The sequence below is a fragment of the Mucilaginibacter panaciglaebae genome (assembly GCF_039539265.1).
GTDB lineage: Bacteria > Bacteroidota > Bacteroidia > Sphingobacteriales > Sphingobacteriaceae > Mucilaginibacter > Mucilaginibacter panaciglaebae.
On record NZ_BAABCV010000009.1, the window covers coordinates 1 to 18,582 of the forward strand.

An 18,582-nucleotide genomic window follows, 5' to 3' on the forward strand; every position below is an offset into this window, starting at 1 on the left:
TTAACAACCGGGTCAACTTCCGGGTGGAGCATAACGGCACGGTGAACCTGAGCCAGGTGCAAAACTATTACCCCTTTGGGGAAACGATGGGCGACAGCACCATGAACTACACGACCACACCAGTGGATCTGTACCAATATAGCGGCAAGGAATTACAGCCCGAGCTGAGTTTAAATACCTATGACTTCGGAGCCAGGAATTATAACCCGGTTTTAGCGAGATGGCTGACTATGGACCCGCTATCCGTCACTTACGAAGATGAAACGCCTTATGGATATGTGGGGAATAATCCTTTAAATATGATCGATCCCGATGGGATGCAGTATAACGGTAACGGCATCAGCCCGGGCCAACTGGCTTCGAGTGATCTTACCATTCATAGTGGGAGTGGTGGTAGTGCGGCAGCTGGTAGTGCAGCAACCGGTAGCGGCGGTTCGTGGGGATCCTGGGGCTGGGTTGGCGCCGGCGCAAGTGCCGTAGGGCAAGGCATCAGTGCTTTTAATGCTACTAATCTGAGAACCACGACAGCCACGGATTTTAATGCCTCTAAAAATGTGCAGGGGAATGTAATAAGTCCTAATAGTCCACCATCGCAGGTTATTTCAAATAAAAGCACCTTTGCTAATAACATTGAGGGAAGATTAAATATGACTAATAATTGGTTAACTTACGCTGGCTATGGGGAAGCCGCTCTGAAAGCGACACAAATTGGAATGCTTAAATATAGGCAAACATTATCGATTACTGAAAAAGTAGGTACCTTTTCTAGGTTTAGTGGTACGTACCGGGTTGTTGGTGTAACCGGTAAAGTACTAGGTGGAGCAGCAACCTACGTTGGTGCTCCTTTAAATACGTATTTGGACTACAGATCAATGCAAAGTGGTAAAATTGGAGCCGGTAGGTTTTCTTATCGTACAGCAGTTACTGCTACAGGGATTGGTGTAGCTTCGTATTTCGGACCTATACCAGGGGCAATTGTTGGAGGACTCGGTTGGGCGGGAGAAAAATCCTATAATGGATTTATGCTTTGGCTTAATGCAACAAGTAAATACCTATCAGATTTTAATAGGGGATTATCAAATGGATGGTATCCTGGGAGATAATATTATGGAATATAAAATCACTTTTAAAAATCAATTCAAAACTTTAGAGTTCTTAATTTACGGAAGCGTATTATTTTGCGGATTAGTCTATTTTTTATACCAGACCGAAGGATTTAGCTGGGATTTACTAAAGTTTTTTTTCATTTACTATTTAATATTGTTCATCCCAACCATTCTTCTTCATTGTGAATACTATCTAATAAATAAAAATGATATCATTATAATAAACATATACCAAAAAAATATTTCGTTCAATTTTAATCCAGCAATTTATTTTTCCGAATTAGAAAAAATAACCTTGTATATGCCACCTGTTTGGTATAGGAAAAGCTTTATAAGGTTTTTACCTTTTGAAGATTATCGCTATGCAACAATAAAATTAAAGTCTGGAAATCAATACATTATAACCTGCTTGATGATGTATGATTTGGAAAAGGTTATGTCCACAATCTCAGGAGTCTCTATCGAGAAAAAGAAAAGATTTATAGCAAGCCCCTTGTTGGAACGATTGTTCTCCAATGAATAATGGAATATTGGGTCATATACCTCCCCCCCCTCACTGGTCAAAATTCCCTCTAATTCGAAGTCGAGTGCTACATTTAAACTATTAAAAAATGGCGAATATCTATTTGAAGCCACATCGCCAGGCAAAGTTCCAGGATCAAAAGCTATATATCAAAAGTGGGTTAATTCGGAGGGAGCATCGGTAAAAATGTTAAAAACTACCGTAGACCCTCAAGGTAATATATTCACGTTAAATCCAAATTATAACATGAGAGACAGAAGAGACATTTTATATGATTTGATACATTTCCATGGGCGTTTAAATGATATTTTGAAAGAAATCAGCCAATTTACATGGGATGCAGAAACGCCAGTAATTACAATGACAGATTCTGATTTTCGAACTGTTTTGGAAAAATGTATAGAAGACATAATATCTGTTCGTGATATAGAAGAATGGGCAAATGCATTAGAGTGCAGAGATGACATAGAATTTGCGGATAAAAAAATTCATGATGCAATTTTTGATTTAGCCAACCCTGAAATCAATGGAGTAATTACTAAAAAAGGATTATATGAAATAATTCGATCTTTGGAACTTCGGTAACTGCCACAGCCGTTGATGTAAGCCCAAACCGACAGCCTTCCCGTTACTGGCTAAAGTTTATAAACTTCCCCTCCCTAGTTGAAGTTTACAAACTTCGACCTAAAATGCCGCAAGTTTTCAACTTGCTGACAGGCCTCTGCATAATTTTAGCTGATCCAAAACTAACTTAGAAGTCAGGAAAAGTGATCCAAAGTGATCCAGACGAAATTGTTAGTTTTCATAAGCAATTGATTTTAAGAAACATAGGATTCCGAAGTGATCCAACTGATCCAAAGTGATACACATTCTCGCGTGGATCAGCGCGCAGATCCGCGTTAGCGATAGAAGCGGATACCGGCACTTCAAGAGCTTCGGTGCAGTCGCCGTGGCATGGTTTGCCTAAGACACAAGTGGGCACAATCAGTAAATAGTGCCATAATCGCTATAAACAGTGCCACTGGGGGTGATTAATCCTGCGTATCTTTGTATTGATGAAAGCGGCTATCCCTATATATGACATCTGCAGCCTGACCCAGCGTCAGGATGATCTGCTTATCAGTCGCTTTGCGCCTTATTTAAAAAGCCATCGCAATTTGCATCTGGCGCACAAACATTCGTTTTATCACTTGGTATTTTTTACCCAGGGTGACGGTTCGCAGACTATCGACTTCAAGCAAGTGCCGGTAAAACCGTTCCAGATCTATTTCATGATCCCCGGACAGGTACATAACTGGGCCTTTAGGGGCAAGGTGGATGGTTATATCATTAATTTCTCGGTGCCATTTTTTCAGTCGTTTTTATTGAAGGCCAATTATCTGGAAGACTTTCCATTCTTTACAGGCATCGTAGCTGATTCGGTAATCGATGTTCCGGCAGGTATGCAACAACAGATAACGGGCTTGTTCGAACAATTGATCCACGAAACGGAAGAGCCGAAACCATTGGCCGATGATATGGTGCGCTCGATCATGTTGCAATTATTTATCGCTATAGCTCGTTTAGGGTTCACATCGGTCAATAAAACGATACCGTCATACAATTATACCTTACTGCGTAGTTTCCAGAAATTGATTGAAAAGAATTACGCCACCCTGCGCTTACCGAAACAATATGCAGAGTTATTATACATCACCCCCAATCATTTAAATGCTTTGTGTAACGATGTGCTTGGTATCCCGGCCGGTGAGGTAATACGTAACCGGATAGCACTAGAGGCTAAAAGGCTGCTGATAAACAATGATTTGACCGTACAGGAAATTGCAAATCAGCTCAATTTCGCCGACAACTCCTACTTTACCAGGTTTTTCAAGAAGCAGGTAGGCAGTACTCCGGAAGAATTTAGAAAAACAACTAATAGTCATGACTAGTTCAATTATAAAACCCACAGCTATGCCAACTTCTCAATTATCAGCAGCTATACATGCCAAGTGCCCCAAATGTCGCAGAGGCGATATGTTTACCAATAACAGCTATAGCTTATTCTCACAAAAAATGAATCAGGCTTGCCCGCATTGTGGCTTTACCTTCGAGATTGAGCCGGGCTATTTTTATGTAGCTATGTTTGTAAGCTACGCTTTCAACGTAGCCCAAATGGTGGCCATGGCCGTGGGTATCTACATCCTTTTTGACAGCCGCAATCCATGGGTATATGTGGCAGCATTATTAGGAATATCTGTGGTCTTATCTCCCTTTAACTTCAGATATTCGCGGGTAGTATTATTATATTGGTTAACCCCGGGCGTTAATTATGACCCCAACCGAGATCGCGATGATTATAAAAGGCCGGGCCTTTACAAACCCGAATAATAGTCATAACCCAGCTCCGCCCAATAATCGCGCGGGCGGGTGTTGCTGAAAGTTATAGTGCCAATACGTTTAAGGTTTTTAATGCCATATTTTACCGGGATAATGAGCCGCAAGGGAGCGCCATTTTCCAGCGGTAGCGGCATGGAATTAACCTCATACGCCATAATGGTTTGCGGATGAATGGCACTGGGCATATCAACTCCTACATAGTAAGATTTATCCGGCGTTTCCATGCCGACATATTGGAACAGCGTTTGGTCGTCCAGCTTGTAATGGCGTAAGAAATCGCTAAATTTTACGCCACCCCAATGCGAAATCTGGTCCCAGCCTTCAACGCATTTAAAGTCATAAACGATTTCGGTTTTGGGTAGCATTTTCAGTTCGTCCAAACTTACTTTAAGGGTGTCGCCGTTTTGTTTTTTTACTTCAAGCATCCAGTCAGCCACATCAAATTTCTTTTCAGCTTCTATACCGATGTCACTATTCACCCGCACATTTTTGGCGGCCATATGTTTTGGGTAGGTTTTAACCAGGTGATTTTCGTTATAAAGTAACCGGCGCACCGCTATCTCTGTTTTATTAAGTGCGCGTCGCAGGGGTACGCGCTGGCCTCCTGTTATTGCTGTGGCTTCCTCCGGCGCATGATAAAGCCAGCGCCAACTCAATACGCCGCCAACGGCTGCTGCGCCAAACACGCCAAAAGAAATAAAGGTTCGGCGATTGATTTTTTGCTGTATAGTCAGCGGCTTTTTAACTTTCTTTTTCGCCATTTGTTTTTTTTATGGGCCGCGTTTCTGCTACCTCAAATCCGGTTACCACAGAACTGAAGTTTTTCCATCCTGCCAGGAAAACCTGCACCACATGTACCACAAAGAAAAAGACATAGCCGATGGTAAGTACAAAGTGAATAATGCGAGCCGAGTGGTAACCGCCGCATAGCCATGTTAAATAATAACATTGTACAGGTTTATAAATAGCCAGCCCGCTTATTACAGAACCAATGCCCATTATGATTATAGCTGTATAGGCAATCCGCTGGGCGGCATTATACTTGTTTTGTGGTGGTGCCATTTTTCGGATGTGCAGATCGTGTAACAAAACTTGCCAGGCGTCTCTGAAAGAATGCTTTTTAGGGAACAGCTCACGCCACTCGCCTGATATCAAGGTGTACAACACATAAAACACGCCATTCAGAATGAAGAACCACATGAATAGAAAATGAAACGCCATTCCTTCTGACAGCCGGTGTGTAATGTTGAAGTATTTATAGAACCCTTCGGGAAAAAACTTAAAATAAGTATGGCCAAACAAGGTGATGCTATATTCATCATCGGCCCAATAGATCAGCATTCCGCTCCAGATCATGATGCTGAGCATAGGGAAATTTACCCAATGGCACCACCGCATAGCTAACGAATGCTTTTCTTTGATCTGTTTCATGAGGCAATGGGCAAGGGCTGTTTTGTAGCTCCGGTAATTTGTCCGCAAGCGTTATCCTGCACTAAGGCGATAACTTCGATGTTTTGCGAACTAACGCCTTTTGGAAGCATTAATTGGGTTGTACCATCTTTATTACCAACTGCAAAACGCTGCATTTGACGAACAATTTGCACGTGCGACAAGATATGTCCTTTATTTTCGCCCGCCTTTACATTGGTTTGCGCCGATTTTTGTACTAATGCCAAAATCACTTCGCTGTATTTTGAAGTGCCAACGGTATGGTAATGTATGGTTATCTTCGTGCCGCTATTTATGATATTACTTAATGATATCTGCGCCGAACCAGTATTGTGTAATGCCGCTTTAATAGCGTTACGTAAAACACCGTCCTGCGAACCGACGAATTCCTTGCTGCCATTAACGACAATTTGGGGCGTATACACCGACGGAATATGCAAAGACTTGGCATATGCTTCCTGGCGTTTGGAATAATCGGCGTTGCTATAAACATCCTTCCACCCCAGGCGATTCCAATAATCTACATGAAAAGACAGGATGTAAACCGGCTCATTTTGATATTCCTTCTGCACTTTTGCTACCAGCTCATCTGCCGGCGGGCAACTTGAGCAGCCTTCGGAGGTAAATAGTTCGATGACAGCAAAGCCGCTTTTTGCCGGATTTGGCTGATTACAAAAAGCTGACAAGAAAGATCCTATCAGGCACAGTCCCGGCAATGTGATGATTTTGATATATTTCATAACGCGGTATATAAATCGATATACGGAATTGGTCGGGGGGACAGACTTGTCCTTACAATAAATTTAATAATTTTATTTCATCTGTAAGGTTTTATACGAGCGCGCGTCTAATGTGTCAACAACAATGTCAAACCAAATATTAGTTCCCCACACAATTAACCCTCACAAATGGGTGGATAATTATGCCGACTACCTGTATGCGTATGCCCTAAGCCGCATTAATGATGAAGAGCAGGCGCGCGACCTGGTTCAAGAGGTATTTCTGGCGGCCCTTGAAAAGGCCGACCACTTTGAGGGCAGAAGCAGCGAGCGTACCTGGCTAACAGCCATTTTGAAAAATAAGATCATCGACATCTACCGCAAACGGTCGCCAGGTTTAAACAATAAAACGTCAAAAACGGATGACAAAACCTATGATGATTTCTTTTATGAAGATGGTCATTGGCGCGAAGAGCATTGGCCAAAAGAGTTAGGTGTAGAGGATCAGGACCCATTACACAACAAAGAACTTAACCGGGTGCTACAGCAGTGTATGCAAAAACTACCCGCACTTTGGCTGGCCGTATTCACCATGAAGCATATGGAAGAGGAGTCATCAGAAAACATTTGTAAGCAATTAAAGGTGACATCGGCTAATTTTTGGGTAATTATCCATCGTGCTAAACTTAACCTGAGGGCCTGCCTTCAAAAAAACTGGATATAGATGGGACCGATAAAGAAAATCCAATACAACTGCAGGAAAGCGACGCTTCTTATTGAAAAGAAATTGATAAGCGGTTTAAGTATTAGCGAAAAGGTAGAGTTGCATATCCATTTGGCTGGCTGCTTGGTATGTCGTGTTTTTGAGAATCAAAGCGGCATCATCAATAAAATGGTACGGCAAATGTTTACAGATGTTGACGTGAGTAACGTTCGGTTAGATGACGATTTTAAGCAAGATCTGCAGCATCGCATTGAGGACGAATTAAACAAAAGTTAATTTGATTGTAAGGTTTGGTTTGGATGGTCGACAAAGTGCCCAAAAACACATTTAAAACCACAATCAAAATGAAGACAATTGTTTCAAAAATCCTGATCGCAGGCACGATCGCAACAACACTTTCTTTAAATCTTCAAGCCGGAGCGGTACGCCCAATGGCAGCCGATACAGGGCAAATGTCTAAAATGGACAAAAAAACGGATAAGAAGATGAGCAAAAAAATGGCGCCGAAAAAGATGACCAAAGACACCGGCAAAATGAAAAAGATGTCAAAAATGTAATAGGTGGGCCTGTGGCTCCCTTCGTTTGACATTTTTAAATTAAAGAAAATCAACATGAAAAAAGTACTACTAATAGCCTTTTTTATATTAAGTTCTGCAGCTTTATACGCACAAGCTGGTTTAAAAAAAGGCGGACAAGCCCCGGTTTTTACAGCCAAAGACAATTATGGTAAAATAATAAGTCTTAAAACCTTGCTTAAGACCCATAAGGCTGTCGTATTGTTTTTTTACCGCGGACAATGGTGTCCATACTGTAACAAACATTTACAGCAGTTACAGGACTCCTTGCAAATGCTTACCGGTAAAGGGGCATATGTGGTTGGTGTTACTCCTGAAACTGCGGAGAATATCAACAAGACAATTGGTAAAACGCATGCATCATTTTCTATCGTCCAGGATAAGGACTATAAGATCATGAAAGCGTATGACGTTAACTATGTGCTGGATGACAAAACGGTTGGTGCCTACAAAAAGTACGGTATAGACCTTGATCAAAATAATGGGAATACTGACCATGTACTTCCTGTTCCGGCCACCTACGTTATTGATAAAAGCGGCAAGCTGGTTTTTGTACATTTTGACAAAGACTATCGTAACAGGCCATCTATCCGCGCGATAGCTGATGCCATTTAATAAACTAATAAAACGGCGATGAAGTTCATCGCCGTTTTATTTTAAGCGATATACAGTTCATCGTCAGCCCAGCCGTCCAACTCCTGTGGATTGTGGCTCACAATGAGAACCGTAGGAACAATCTCCTTGAAAAGAATTTTCAGCCCGTTAATCAGTTCGCTTTTGGTCTCCGGATCGAGTGCCGAAAAAGGCTCATCCATTAATAACAATTTGGGTCGTATGGCTAAAGCCCGTAAAACAGCCAACCGCTGTTGTTGCCCGCCCGACAGATAAATGGGTTTATGATCGGCCAGTGAATCCAGCTTTCCCAGTTGTAATAATCTTTCAATCCAGGCCCGGTCTGTGCTTGCGTAAGCTAAATGCTCAGCAACAGTCATGTTTGGAAACAGGGCATAATCCTGAAAAACGAAGCCGGGCATACGTTTTTGTGGCGTCAAATTGATTCCGGCCGTAGTATCCAGCCAGGTTTCCTTGCCGGCTATTATCTTACCTTGTTCGGGGTGGATTAATCCGGCAATGATTTTTAAGAGCGTGGTTTTCCCGGCGCCTGATGGTCCGTATATTTTGGTAACGCTACCAGGGGCAAATTGATAATTAACCTTCAGGATGTGCCGCCCTCTGTAAACTTTCAGTTCTTTCTCTATTGCTACGCTGATCATTCTAAAGGAGATTTAGCCTGGTGCTTATTAAAAATAAACACACCGGTCACCAAAACAAACGTAATGGCAAAGAGGATTATTGAATAGCTATTGGCGGCCGCGTAGTCCATTTGCTCAACCGAATCGTAAACAGCGATTGATGCTACCCGGGTGATGTTTGGGATACTGCCGCCTATCATCAGCACTACGCCAAACTCGCCCAATGTATGAGCGAAGGTCAGTACAGCGGCAGTGAGCAACGATGGCTTAATATTAGGCACCAGCACGCTTTTAAACGTCTGCCAGCGCGTTTTGCCGAGTGTATAAGATGCTTGTGCCAGTGAGGTGGGTAATTGCTGCAGGGCCGATTTAATAGGCCCTGTCATAAAGGGCATGCTATAAATAAAAGATGCCAGCACTAAGCCGTTAAATGAAAAAACAAACTGGATATCGAAAACGTCGTGAAGCCATTTTCCCAAGCCGTGCTGCGGACTAAAAGCCAGCAGCAAATAAAATCCGAGTACCGAAGGCGGCAAAACCAGCGGCATAGTGATTATAGCTTCCACAATGGTTTTAAAGAAGGACCGTCGGCCCGATAACCACCAGGCTAAAGGTAGCCCGGTTATAAAGAGCAACGAAGTGGTTATCGTTGACAGTTTTAAGCTAAGCCAGATCGGTGACAAGTCCATAGTTACTGTGGCTGCTAAATGCGGTAGCCGTATTTTACAAATATCTTTTTAGCATTGGCACTCAAAAGATATTTGTAAAATTTTTCTGCGTTTGAGTTGCCTGCGGCATGTTTTAAAATTACCATTCCCTGTTTAATGGGCGAATAACTTTTAGGATCAATAATTTTCCAATATATGATGGTTTTATTGGCCTGGTCTTTCAACAGGGCTTGTGTAGTAAAACCTACTTCAACCACAGCTGTAGTGATATAAGTATTTACCTGCGAAATGCTTTCGCCATAAACCATTTTATTTTGAACGTTGTCAAAAACACCCTTTTGTTGCAGAACTTCTTTGGCTGCTTCGCCATACGGCGCAACCGCCGGATTAGCGATAGCGATTTTTTTGATGCGGGGAGTAAGCAATGTACGCTCCCAGTTTTCAAAACCAATGTTTTTTGTACTGCAAATAATCAGGCTACCATAAGCATAAACCACAGGTGGCCTGGTGGAAAAGCCCTCTTTGTACAAAGATTCAGGTAAAGTCATATCTGCCGATAAGAAAACGTCAAAAGGAGCACCATTTTTGATCTGAGCTGCCAGTTTGCCTGACGAACTGATTATAGGTTGAATAGTGATATGAGTTTTTTGCTTAAAGTCTTTTTGCAAAACCTTGATGACAGATTGCAGATTGGCGGCGGCAGCTACCCTTAAAACCTGCGCGAATGATGACCCGCACAACAGCAGGTTAAGGATGATGACTAAGGCAATAGGTTTAGTTAATGCGGCAATAACTTTTCTCCGGTACATGTTACAAGCTAAAGATGTAAAGATAAAACGAATTATTATAAACAATAGTGCCAGCTCATGTATGCTATTTAAAGATGATCTCGCAATAAAAAGGGGCGATAGTTCCAAACCATCGCCCCTCATTCTATATAATTCGACTTTTTTTAATTTTCAGGCTCCTCGTCCGGTGTGCCTACAATTTTAAATACCTTGTCGCCATTGGTATCAACTGCGTCCTGGAAGTAATACCCTTCTTCAGATACATAATATTTCTGGCCGTTCAGTCGCAAAATTTTGCAGCCCTCAGGCAGCGTATCTACCAGGTCGCCCACTTGCGGCAGGTCTTCCTGCGAGCCACCCGCATCGTCGACATTTAACTCGCCATCTTTGCCGGCTATCTGGTAAACCAGTGTGCCATCGTCGCGGGTTACCGGCTGATAGTAAACGCCATTAAGCTCATAATACTGCATACCGTTTATAACAATTGACTGTGCATTAGAAGGTAACTTTTCAATAGTAGCACCAACTGGCGGTTCAACTACAGTATAGTTATTGTCTTCCATCTGACGATAGTATAAGCCCTCGCTATAGTAATATTGATAAGGCCCGTAATAAAATGGGTAATAATCTCTTGGTAAAATGTTTATACTAAAACCAAGCCGTGGTGTATAGTAGGTTCTGTAATAGCCGCGGTTTCGGTAATAAAACCCTCTTGGGCGCGGTGATACATAGTTTCGGCCGAAGCGCAAACCTGGATAACTACGGTAGCCACTACGTGATGAACTACCATATCCGCGTGGGGTGTAGGTGCCGTTAGATCTTGGTGTGCCACCAATGGTGGGGTAACGGCGGGTACCCGGATTGTTCGGTGTAAACGAGCCAATCTGTCTGTGCTGGATACCCCGCGGATCGCTGCCCGGTGTGCTGGTCGCATTATTACGCTGACCGCCAAAGCCATTGTTTTGGCTACTGCGCTGCATTTGTGGTTGCGACTGTTGCGGCTGCGGATTGCTGCGCTGGGATTGTGGGTTGGTGCGCTGAATCTGCTGTTGTGGCGGCGGGCTACTTCGTTGAACCTGAGGCTGGGGCGAAGGGGGCGGCTGTGAAGGGGGCGGAGTAGAACCACCGCCAGAGCTTTTGCCATCGCTATGCTGTATACCGCGCTGAGAATAGGCCGGCATGCTCAAGCCAACGCACAATAGCGCTATTAAGCCCGTTCCGATTAGGTTGTTATATCTTTTCTTCATGTTTCAGTTTGCATTATACCGCTGCCGGTTATTTAATTTATAGACTAACAAATGTACAAACGGTTTAATCAATATATCATAACGTTTAAGCACTTATTGAAGTATAACAAATTGCTTTATAGGCTGTATTTATAAATCTTCTGCTATAAATAGCGGCCCATTATCAAAGTGAAGGCCGAAAAAGCCATCGGCAATAGTTACATAGACATTTTCGGCTATTTGTTGCAGGCCGTGTGTTTTTAAATTTTTTACCTGCGATATGATTCGGATAACATCGCCCCCCGGTTTCCATTTGCTGAATCCCGATTCGATTCTATATATTTTTTGCTGCTGATAAAATATTACCAGGGTTATTTTATCGGCATATGGTTGGTATTGCTCCAGGTTAAACTCGTCAGTTACTATATTTACGGCCGGGTATCCTTTTTCCACCAAGTAGTCAAGCGCCGCAGCGTTTGCTTGTTTGTTGTTAGTTGATAGATATTTGATATCTGATTGCAAATTATTGGCGACGTCATCGGTGATAATCCAGTCTATCTTGATACCAAAGGCATGCAACTGCTCTGCAACCGGTGAAGTTGACATCACCGTAGGGCTCCACTCCAATAACTGGCCAAGCTGTTCGTCATCAAACCCATCAAGGCTTAGTATTAGTAAAGCCGGTTCTTGTTTTTCTCTGACAATGTGGTGCGATGACATAACAGATTTTTTAAATGTCAACTAAAATAAATAAAGCAAATGCTATTCAGACCAGTTTAACTTTAAATCTTTCAAATAAGCTTCTTCTAACACCATACGCACACTTTTTTTACTGTGATATTCCCATTTGATCAATCGGATACACTCATCAGCGATCTCTATTCCGGTGATGTCGCCATCATCAAAACAACAGCAGCCACTATTAAAATAGCTGTCCAGATAGCCTTTAAAATCAGGTTGACGCGAAGTTTTTAAATGCAGTTTATCAATTCTGCGCTGCAGTTCTATGGCATCATCGCCCAGGGCCATCCTCTGTTTCTCGTACAATATCTCCAGCTCGGTCAAAGAGCGAAATACCGGTTGGTGTGTATGCCCGGTAATAAGTATGGTGTTCTTTCGTTTAGAACTCCACTCGTACATGATGCGGTTGTGGTCGGTCTTTAAAGTATCATTATTGGCCGGGGTGTTCGGGTTGATGCGCAAATAAGCCTGAAACGGCGCCCAAATATCAGACACAAACCATTTGCTAAACCAATTTCCGTCGCTTTGCAGATCACCCTGATGGCCGTGGGTTAAATAAATAGCCAGTTTGTTTTTGCCGACAACAGTTTGCAAAATAGCCCCTTCGTAAACCTTTAGGGGTTGATCATAGATCTTGGCCAGATTTACAATTGCCAGCGGGTCGTTATCCCAATACAAGTCATGATTGCCAAATATTTTGATAAAAGCACCACGATCAAGAAATCGTTGCTCTGCTTCGAAAGTTTTTTTGTTATGTTTTTTAACAGTAAGAAATGTGTTTTCCCAAAGCTCTTCGCTATCACCCAAGTTGATGTAAAAGAATTTCTCTTTGTTGTAATAGTTTAATGCTGCTAAATAATTGCCGGCAGCTTTGGCAAAAATGTCTGAGCCATCTCGGGCGCCTTTATGCTGGTCTGATAAGATGATGAACCGGTCTTTTTTGGCGTCAAAGTTTATGATTTGCCCGCGTTTACCCGGATTTTTGCTGACGTTTTGATAAAGCCCTGAAAGCGCTTTATCAACCCGCATTTTATTTGGCCTCGATGACCATCTGTTAGCGAGCGTAATAACTGGTTTAGTGAACAGGCGTTGCAAAAATTTGCGCATGTTAAATTAACAGGTTTTGACGCTTTTTGTGTGTTGAAATATTGGCAATCAAGATAAGGACTTCGATGTTCGACATTGAATTCATTATTCTATCTTAAAACAATTAACCCTTGCGATTTGCTAAAAATATTAGCAAATTTGTGCCATGGGTCATCAGGAGAATTCGGATTTTTTTAAGGGCCGCGGAGCACAGGTTAATACGGATAACAAATTCTTGCAGCGGAAATACGTATTGGATCATATTGAGGGTTTAGACGAGCCGCTGCTGGAAAACACGGGCACGCAGTTATTTATCGAAACGCCGAAAAAGATCGTTAGTGAATCAAATAGTCCCGATCTAAGTCACATGTATTCCATCAACCCCTATCAGGGTTGTGAGCACGGCTGTATTTATTGCTATGCCCGTAATTCGCATGAGTATTATGGCTTTAGCGCCGGTTTGGATTTCGAGCGTAAGATCATCGTTAAACAAAATGCGCCAGAACTGCTCGAGAAATATTTTAATAAAAGGAACTATGAGCCTGTTGCTATCCTGATGTCTGGTAATACCGATTGTTACCAGCCCATTGAAAGAACACTCAAGATAACCCGTAGCCTGCTTGAGGTATTTTTAAAGTACCGCAACCCGGTAAGCATCATCACTAAAAACAATGTGATACTGCGCGATATGGATATCATCAGCGAGCTGGCCAAACTGAACCTGGTGCACGTTAATGTATCTATAACTTCGCTTAATGAATCATTGCGCCAAAAGCTTGAACCACGTACAGTTACGGCCAGCGGAAGACTGAATGTGATACAACGTATGTCAGAAAATGGGGTGCCCGTAAGGGTGATGGCGGCGCCGATCATTCCCGGGCTGAATAGTAATGAAATACCTGACATTATTAAAGCAGCTGCCGACAGGGGCGCGCTATCTGCAGGCTTTACTATAGTCAGGCTAAACGGCAGCATTGGCGAGATTTTTACCGATTGGGTGCATAAAGCGTATCCCGACCGTGCAGAAAAGGTATTAAACATGATCAAACAGTGCCATGGCGGTAATTTAAACGACAGTGAGTTTGGCCGCCGCATGAGCGGCGACGGCCCGGTAGCGCAATCCATTCATCAATTGTATCGCATGGCCTGTAACCGTTTCCTGGCCGACCGGGAAATGCCGGTGCATGACTATAGTTTGTTTACTCCAAAAAGAGGCAAGCAAATCAATTTGTTTTGATATAGATAATTAGAAAGCCGTTATCAGGCCTCTTTGGGATACATTGTCGTCACCAATTTGCGCAGCGAAAGCTCTACTAAAACACCCAAACCTATGCCTATGGTGTAGCTGACAATATCCGCCAATAAAAAAGTTTCACCGAGCATTAACTTGCCGAAGAGCGTTTGACGCACGTTGTCGATCCACGGCGCGCTGTAAAGTTGACTAAACTCGGTGACCCAGGTATAAATAAGGCTGATGATAACAATAAACCCCAAAGGTTTTCTGATAAAGATGAACTTCAACAACAGAAATACAGCCAGACCCCATAAAATATCGCCCACAAATAAGGGTACAACTGATGACGATAATTCGCGCGACAGCAGTCCGGCAATAACGGTGACAATTAATATAGATAAATAAATTAACCGGGCTTTTACCATCAGTTAAATATATAGATATTAAAATAGTTATAATCGAAGAGACATAAAAAAAGCGCCTTTAAGGGCGCTTTTATATTTTGATCGCTTAATAATTAAGCAATTGCAGTTTCTGCTTCCAAAGCCATTTGCTCGTCTATCAGGATACGGCCGCAATGCTCGCAAACGATAACTTTTTTGCGCTGGCGGATATCTGACTGACGTTGAGGCGGAATCTGGTTAAAGCAACCAGAGCAAGAATCGCGCTGAATAGTTACTACAGCCAGGCCGTTTTTAGCGTTTTTGCGTAAACGATTGTAAGCAATCAATAAACGATCATCGATAGTTTTTACAGCGGTATCCGCTTGTTCTGTGAGGGCAAGCTCGTCTTTTTCAGTTTCGGCAGTAATGGTATCTAATTCGTCCTTTTTTGCCTGTAAGTCACTTCTGCGGGATTCTAAGTCAGCAAGAGCTTTTTCATAGATCTGAGTTTTGGAGGTTATCTCAAAACCAAATTCACGAATTTTTTTCTCGCTTACCTGTATGTCCAAACCTTGAATCTCGATCTCTTTAGAGATGGCGTCATACTCGCGGTTGTTTTTTACTTCGTTGAGTTGAGCCTCGTATTTCTTTATATTAGCCTGAGCGTCTTTGATTAGGTTTTTACGGGTAACTATATCATCCTCCAGATCATCAAGCTCATTTTTAATTTTCTGTATACGGGTTTCCAAACCGGCAACATCGTCTTCCAGGTCGGCAACCTCCATAGGTAATTCGCCTCTTATCTGTCTGATTTTATCAATTTTGGTATGGATGGTTTGTAATTCGTATAACGCTTTAAGCTTTTGTTCTACGGTTTGTTCCATTATTTTGACGGGATTTTATACTGTTTTATTTTTATAAACGGATGGCAAAGATACAAAAAATTTAAAATATTTTATAATGCAAATGTAATTTACTGTTTTTCAGAGCCCTCCCTGAGTAGGGAGGATTGGAATAGGTCAGATAAAATACTTAACCGGGTTGGTATTTACGCTCGTCAATCGCAATTGCAAGTCGGCAAAGCGTTTATTAATTAGTTCATAGAGTAACTGTTGCGTAAACTGCTCGCTTTCAAAATGGCCTATGTCGGCTATGACTATCTTACCGTCTGCGTCAAAAAATTCATGGTATTTATAATCGGCTGTGATAAAAATATCAGCCCCGGCACCAATGGCCTGTTTCAGCAAAAAGCCGCCAGAGCCCCCACACACAGCCACTTTTTTGATGGATTTGCCTGTAAGGGCAGTATGTCGGATCACATGCGCTTGCATTTTTTCTTTCAGGTGATATAAAAATTCTTCGGCATCCATAGCCTGTTCCAGCTCGCCTACCATGCCAGAGCCCACGTGCTGATGCTGATTAGTGAGCGCGTACAGATCGTATGCCACTTCCTCGTACGGATGAGCCAACATGAGCGCCATTAATATTTTGCTTTCCAGGTTAGACGGATAGACCGTTTCTATACGGGTCTCTTGTTCGGTATGGCGTACACCGGGCTCTCCAACGTAAGGGTCGCTATCTTCGTCCCCCTTAAAAGTACCCGAGCCATCGGCATTAAAGCTGCATTCGCTGTAATTGCCAATGTTGCCTGCTCCGGCGTGAAATAACGCGTTACGCACCTGGTCGGCGTGGCTGGTAGGAACATAAGTTACCAGTTTTTTAAGTACGCCCTGTTTTGGTGATAGTATACGAAGATTTTCCAGTCCAAGCGTTTCACAGATCCTGGCATTCACGCCCGGCAAAACGCTATCCAGGTTGGTATGAATGGCGTACAGCGCAATGTTATGCTTAATGGCTTTCTCAACCACCCGCTCTACATACGTTTTTCCATTGAATCGCTGTAAGCCTTTAAAAACTATCGGGTGGTGCGATATAATGACCTGGCAATTGGTAGCTATAGCTTCATCAACTACCGCCTCTATACAGTCCAACGATATCAATACCTGGTGGATTTCCTGGTCGGGGTAGCCTACAATCAGGCCGGCATTATCATAATCCTCCTGGTAAGCCAGCGGGGCAATGGTCTCGAGATAGGCAGTAAGTTGCGATAGTTTCATAACGATGATTACACCGATTTGTTGATTACACCGATGACTTTATAAAAGTATCAAAAACCTATAAACGCGCAAAGACGCAAATGTCTTTTGCGTCTCCACACCCTCTTGAGTGATGTATGATAGGTCGAGGCAATATCAATAAACCTCTACGTAATATCAGTTACCAAACTTTGACAGTTGAAAGCTTTCAAAAGCCATTTTTTGATTGTACTCCAAGGCCAGTTTTTTATGGTTTACCAGGTCGATGATAGTACCTATCAGGCAAAATCCACCGGTGAAAAAGAATAACAGGCCCATACCTATCTGACCTAACATAAAGCGCTGTACACCTGCAACAAAACCGAAACCTAACAAGGTGTAGATCAACACTTCCTGCGGTGTTCTGCGTTTACTTGAATAAATCATGAAGAAATGTTTTTTCTGATCGTCAGTAAGGCCGGCGGTACCTTGCTGTAACATGCTTAATTCTTCGGCGCTAATACCTGAAAGGCTCATATAAGGGTTGTTTTGGAAATCCATAATGTTTAGTTTTTTTAGTGATTGTTAATTGTTTATGATCCAAAACTAATATAGGATTAAAAATCAGCCAACGCAAAATGGGCAGGGACGCGAAACAAATCGGTAAGTAAAGGAAATATGGCGGTGAACGCCCGCCGGTGAATCCTCCCCGGTAGGGTGGACCTTAAAACTTAAGGGCGACATTAAAAAGTCTCCACTACCGGGGAGGATTTAGAGAGGGCTGCTAATGAAACTATCCTGTATCCAATCATAGCCAAAGCCGGAACTCCAAGCCAATGCGCGTGCCAGGAATTAGTTAAATTGCCGTGTAGCAGCCATGATATGGCATGCCCGATACCGCAGCCGGGGCACCAGGTTATGCCCATTAGCTTAAATGGGCACAGTGTGTATTGCGACTTGGACGATGGGTCGGCAACCGCCAATGCAATAATGGCGGCTATCCAGAAAAGAAGTTCTAAATTGTTTTTTAAAAATTTAATCAACTTTGTTGGATTTGTTGGCAAGTACCAAAGATACACCTAATGCCGACAATAAACCAACCAGCAAGGCACCAAACATACGGCCAGAGAAGGCCATAAAGTTGCCGTCGTTTTGTTGTATATAGTTAATGTATACTATGGCTACAAATACGGCTAGTATGCCACCAAATAATAATATCTTAAAGCTTTGTACCAAAGCTTCCAGGAAACCCATTTGCCCGCCCAAATCAATGTCGCGATAGCTTTTTATGCCGAGTAATAAACCTATGATGGGTATTAAAATAGAGAGATATTCAAAAGGAGCTGTTTTATCATCATAGGTATCATAACCCAGAGCGTGAGTGATAAATAACCAGGCTGCGCTAAGCACGCCAATTACAAAGCCCCATATCAATGCGTTTTTCATCTTATTTAAGTATTAGGTTAAAAAGTTGTGAGTCTAATTTAAATACGCAGCAATGATATCATACGTCGTTAAACTATCATAAAAAGTATTAAGATACTGATTTTGTTTTCGGAAAGGTGATATTTTTAGGAATAACTGCGTCGAAAATTTGCTATGTTGGGTATTGATGACAAACAAAACTAATGAAATACTGTAAATAAGATGGCG

The 18,582-nt window shown here is 42.4% G+C and carries 25 protein-coding genes; 10 read left to right on the forward strand and 15 right to left on the reverse strand.

Annotation, left to right across the window (positions count from 1 at the left end; all coding sequences use genetic code 11):
* The 5 genes from ABD772_RS12795 to ABD772_RS12815 all read left to right on the forward strand — a co-directional run.
* A partial coding sequence (locus tag ABD772_RS12795; RefSeq protein WP_345104992.1) for an RHS repeat-associated core domain-containing protein occupies positions 1 to 1,103 on the forward strand: 1,103 nt, incomplete at its 5' end.
* Positions 1,081 to 1,629, forward strand: coding sequence for a PH domain-containing protein (locus ABD772_RS12800; RefSeq protein WP_345104995.1), 549 nt, complete (start codon positions 1,081 to 1,083; stop codon positions 1,627 to 1,629). The genes ABD772_RS12795 and ABD772_RS12800, both read left to right, overlap by 23 nt.
* 246 nt (positions 1,630 to 1,875) lie before the next feature.
* Positions 1,876 to 2,214 carry a hypothetical protein gene (locus ABD772_RS12805; protein WP_345104997.1) on the forward strand — a complete coding sequence of 113 codons (339 nt, stop codon included), beginning with the start codon at positions 1,876 to 1,878 and terminating at the stop codon, positions 2,212 to 2,214.
* A gap of 470 nt (positions 2,215 to 2,684) precedes the next feature.
* Positions 2,685 to 3,560, forward strand: coding sequence for an AraC family transcriptional regulator (locus ABD772_RS12810; RefSeq protein ID WP_345105000.1), 876 nt, complete (start codon positions 2,685 to 2,687; stop codon positions 3,558 to 3,560).
* Positions 3,553 to 3,999 carry a DUF983 domain-containing protein gene (locus tag ABD772_RS12815; RefSeq protein ID WP_345105003.1) on the forward strand — a complete coding sequence of 149 codons (447 nt, stop codon included), beginning with the start codon at positions 3,553 to 3,555 and terminating at the stop codon, positions 3,997 to 3,999. The genes ABD772_RS12810 and ABD772_RS12815 overlap by 8 nt, the downstream gene beginning before the upstream one ends.
* Here ABD772_RS12815 and ABD772_RS12820 read toward each other — a convergent pair.
* From ABD772_RS12820 to ABD772_RS12830, 3 genes are read right to left on the reverse strand one after another with little or no spacing between them, the layout of a single operon-like run.
* Positions 3,984 to 4,769 (reverse strand): molybdopterin-dependent oxidoreductase, encoded by a 786-nt coding sequence (locus tag ABD772_RS12820; protein ID WP_345105005.1) that lies wholly within the window; start codon positions 4,767 to 4,769, stop codon positions 3,984 to 3,986. The two genes, ABD772_RS12815 and ABD772_RS12820, sit on opposite strands and share 16 nt — an antisense overlap.
* Entirely contained in the window at positions 4,750 to 5,439 is a 690-nt protein-coding gene (locus ABD772_RS12825) for a cytochrome b/b6 domain-containing protein (protein WP_345105008.1), read from the reverse strand. The genes ABD772_RS12820 and ABD772_RS12825 overlap by 20 nt, the downstream gene beginning before the upstream one ends.
* Positions 5,436 to 6,197 (reverse strand): DUF1223 domain-containing protein, encoded by a 762-nt coding sequence (locus ABD772_RS12830; RefSeq protein WP_345105010.1) that lies wholly within the window; start codon positions 6,195 to 6,197, stop codon positions 5,436 to 5,438. The genes ABD772_RS12825 and ABD772_RS12830 overlap by 4 nt, the downstream gene beginning before the upstream one ends.
* 124 nt (positions 6,198 to 6,321) lie before the next feature.
* Between ABD772_RS12830 and ABD772_RS12835 the strand changes: the two genes are divergently transcribed.
* The 4 genes from ABD772_RS12835 to ABD772_RS12850 all read left to right on the forward strand — a co-directional run bounded on the left by ABD772_RS12835 (position 6,322) and on the right by ABD772_RS12850 (position 8,090).
* Complete coding sequence (locus tag ABD772_RS12835; RefSeq protein WP_345105013.1) at positions 6,322 to 6,900, forward strand: sigma-70 family RNA polymerase sigma factor; 579 nt, start codon at positions 6,322 to 6,324, stop codon at positions 6,898 to 6,900.
* On the forward strand, positions 6,901 to 7,176 hold the full coding sequence (locus ABD772_RS12840) for a hypothetical protein (RefSeq protein ID WP_345105016.1): 276 nt from the start codon (positions 6,901 to 6,903) through the stop codon (positions 7,174 to 7,176).
* 68 nt (positions 7,177 to 7,244) lie between these two features.
* The gene (locus tag ABD772_RS12845) at positions 7,245 to 7,457 is read left to right on the forward strand and encodes a hypothetical protein (RefSeq protein ID WP_345105018.1); all 213 of its coding nucleotides are present in this window, start codon (positions 7,245 to 7,247) and stop codon (positions 7,455 to 7,457) included.
* Between the two features lie 54 nt (positions 7,458 to 7,511).
* Positions 7,512 to 8,090 (forward strand): peroxiredoxin-like family protein, encoded by a 579-nt coding sequence (locus ABD772_RS12850; protein WP_345105021.1) that lies wholly within the window; start codon positions 7,512 to 7,514, stop codon positions 8,088 to 8,090.
* 41 nt (positions 8,091 to 8,131) lie between these two features.
* Here the strand turns inward: ABD772_RS12850 and ABD772_RS12855 are convergent, their stop codons facing one another.
* The 6 genes from ABD772_RS12855 to ABD772_RS12880 form a co-directional block, all read right to left on the reverse strand.
* On the reverse strand, positions 8,132 to 8,749 hold the full coding sequence (locus ABD772_RS12855) for an ATP-binding cassette domain-containing protein (RefSeq protein WP_345105024.1): 618 nt from the start codon (positions 8,747 to 8,749) through the stop codon (positions 8,132 to 8,134).
* On the reverse strand, positions 8,746 to 9,417 hold the full coding sequence (modB, locus tag ABD772_RS12860; protein WP_345105027.1) for a molybdate ABC transporter permease subunit: 672 nt from the start codon (positions 9,415 to 9,417) through the stop codon (positions 8,746 to 8,748). The genes ABD772_RS12855 and modB overlap by 4 nt, the downstream gene beginning before the upstream one ends.
* A 14-nt stretch (positions 9,418 to 9,431) precedes the next feature.
* A complete protein-coding gene (gene modA, locus ABD772_RS12865; protein WP_345105029.1) occupies positions 9,432 to 10,205 on the reverse strand; it encodes a molybdate ABC transporter substrate-binding protein in 774 nt (257 codons plus the stop codon).
* A 143-nt stretch (positions 10,206 to 10,348) separates the two neighbouring features.
* Complete coding sequence (locus ABD772_RS12870; RefSeq protein ID WP_345105031.1) at positions 10,349 to 11,431, reverse strand: DUF6515 family protein; 1,083 nt, start codon at positions 11,429 to 11,431, stop codon at positions 10,349 to 10,351.
* 129 nt (positions 11,432 to 11,560) lie between these two features.
* Positions 11,561 to 12,130 carry a thiamine diphosphokinase gene (locus ABD772_RS12875; RefSeq protein ID WP_345105033.1) on the reverse strand — a complete coding sequence of 190 codons (570 nt, stop codon included), beginning with the start codon at positions 12,128 to 12,130 and terminating at the stop codon, positions 11,561 to 11,563.
* Between the two features lie 42 nt (positions 12,131 to 12,172).
* Positions 12,173 to 13,258, reverse strand: coding sequence for a metallophosphoesterase (locus ABD772_RS12880; protein WP_345105035.1), 1,086 nt, complete (start codon positions 13,256 to 13,258; stop codon positions 12,173 to 12,175).
* Positions 13,259 to 13,403: 145 nt separating this feature from the next.
* On the opposite strand from ABD772_RS12880, the gene ABD772_RS12885 reads away from it, so the two are divergent.
* Complete coding sequence (locus ABD772_RS12885) at positions 13,404 to 14,474, forward strand: PA0069 family radical SAM protein (protein ID WP_345105038.1); 1,071 nt, start codon at positions 13,404 to 13,406, stop codon at positions 14,472 to 14,474.
* Positions 14,475 to 14,497: 23 nt separating this feature from the next.
* Here ABD772_RS12885 and ABD772_RS12890 read toward each other — a convergent pair whose 3' ends face one another.
* The 6 genes from ABD772_RS12890 to ABD772_RS12915 form a co-directional block, all read right to left on the reverse strand.
* On the reverse strand, positions 14,498 to 14,896 hold the full coding sequence (locus tag ABD772_RS12890; RefSeq protein WP_345105041.1) for a ribosomal maturation YjgA family protein: 399 nt from the start codon (positions 14,894 to 14,896) through the stop codon (positions 14,498 to 14,500).
* A gap of 92 nt (positions 14,897 to 14,988) precedes the next feature.
* Positions 14,989 to 15,738 carry a zinc ribbon domain-containing protein gene (locus ABD772_RS12895; RefSeq protein ID WP_345105044.1) on the reverse strand — a complete coding sequence of 250 codons (750 nt, stop codon included), beginning with the start codon at positions 15,736 to 15,738 and terminating at the stop codon, positions 14,989 to 14,991.
* A 135-nt stretch (positions 15,739 to 15,873) separates the two neighbouring features.
* The gene (locus ABD772_RS12900) at positions 15,874 to 16,971 is read right to left on the reverse strand and encodes a Nif3-like dinuclear metal center hexameric protein (protein WP_345105047.1); all 1,098 of its coding nucleotides are present in this window, start codon (positions 16,969 to 16,971) and stop codon (positions 15,874 to 15,876) included.
* 156 nt (positions 16,972 to 17,127) lie between these two features.
* Entirely contained in the window at positions 17,128 to 17,490 is a 363-nt protein-coding gene (locus tag ABD772_RS12905) for a TM2 domain-containing protein (RefSeq protein ID WP_345105050.1), read from the reverse strand.
* A gap of 182 nt (positions 17,491 to 17,672) precedes the next feature.
* On the reverse strand, positions 17,673 to 17,972 hold the full coding sequence (locus ABD772_RS12910) for a DUF2752 domain-containing protein (protein ID WP_345105053.1): 300 nt from the start codon (positions 17,970 to 17,972) through the stop codon (positions 17,673 to 17,675).
* Positions 17,965 to 18,375 carry a DUF4199 domain-containing protein gene (locus tag ABD772_RS12915; protein WP_345105056.1) on the reverse strand — a complete coding sequence of 137 codons (411 nt, stop codon included), beginning with the start codon at positions 18,373 to 18,375 and terminating at the stop codon, positions 17,965 to 17,967. Before ABD772_RS12915 ends, ABD772_RS12910 begins: the two co-directional genes overlap by 8 nt.
* Between the last annotated feature and the right edge of the window lie 207 nt (positions 18,376 to 18,582).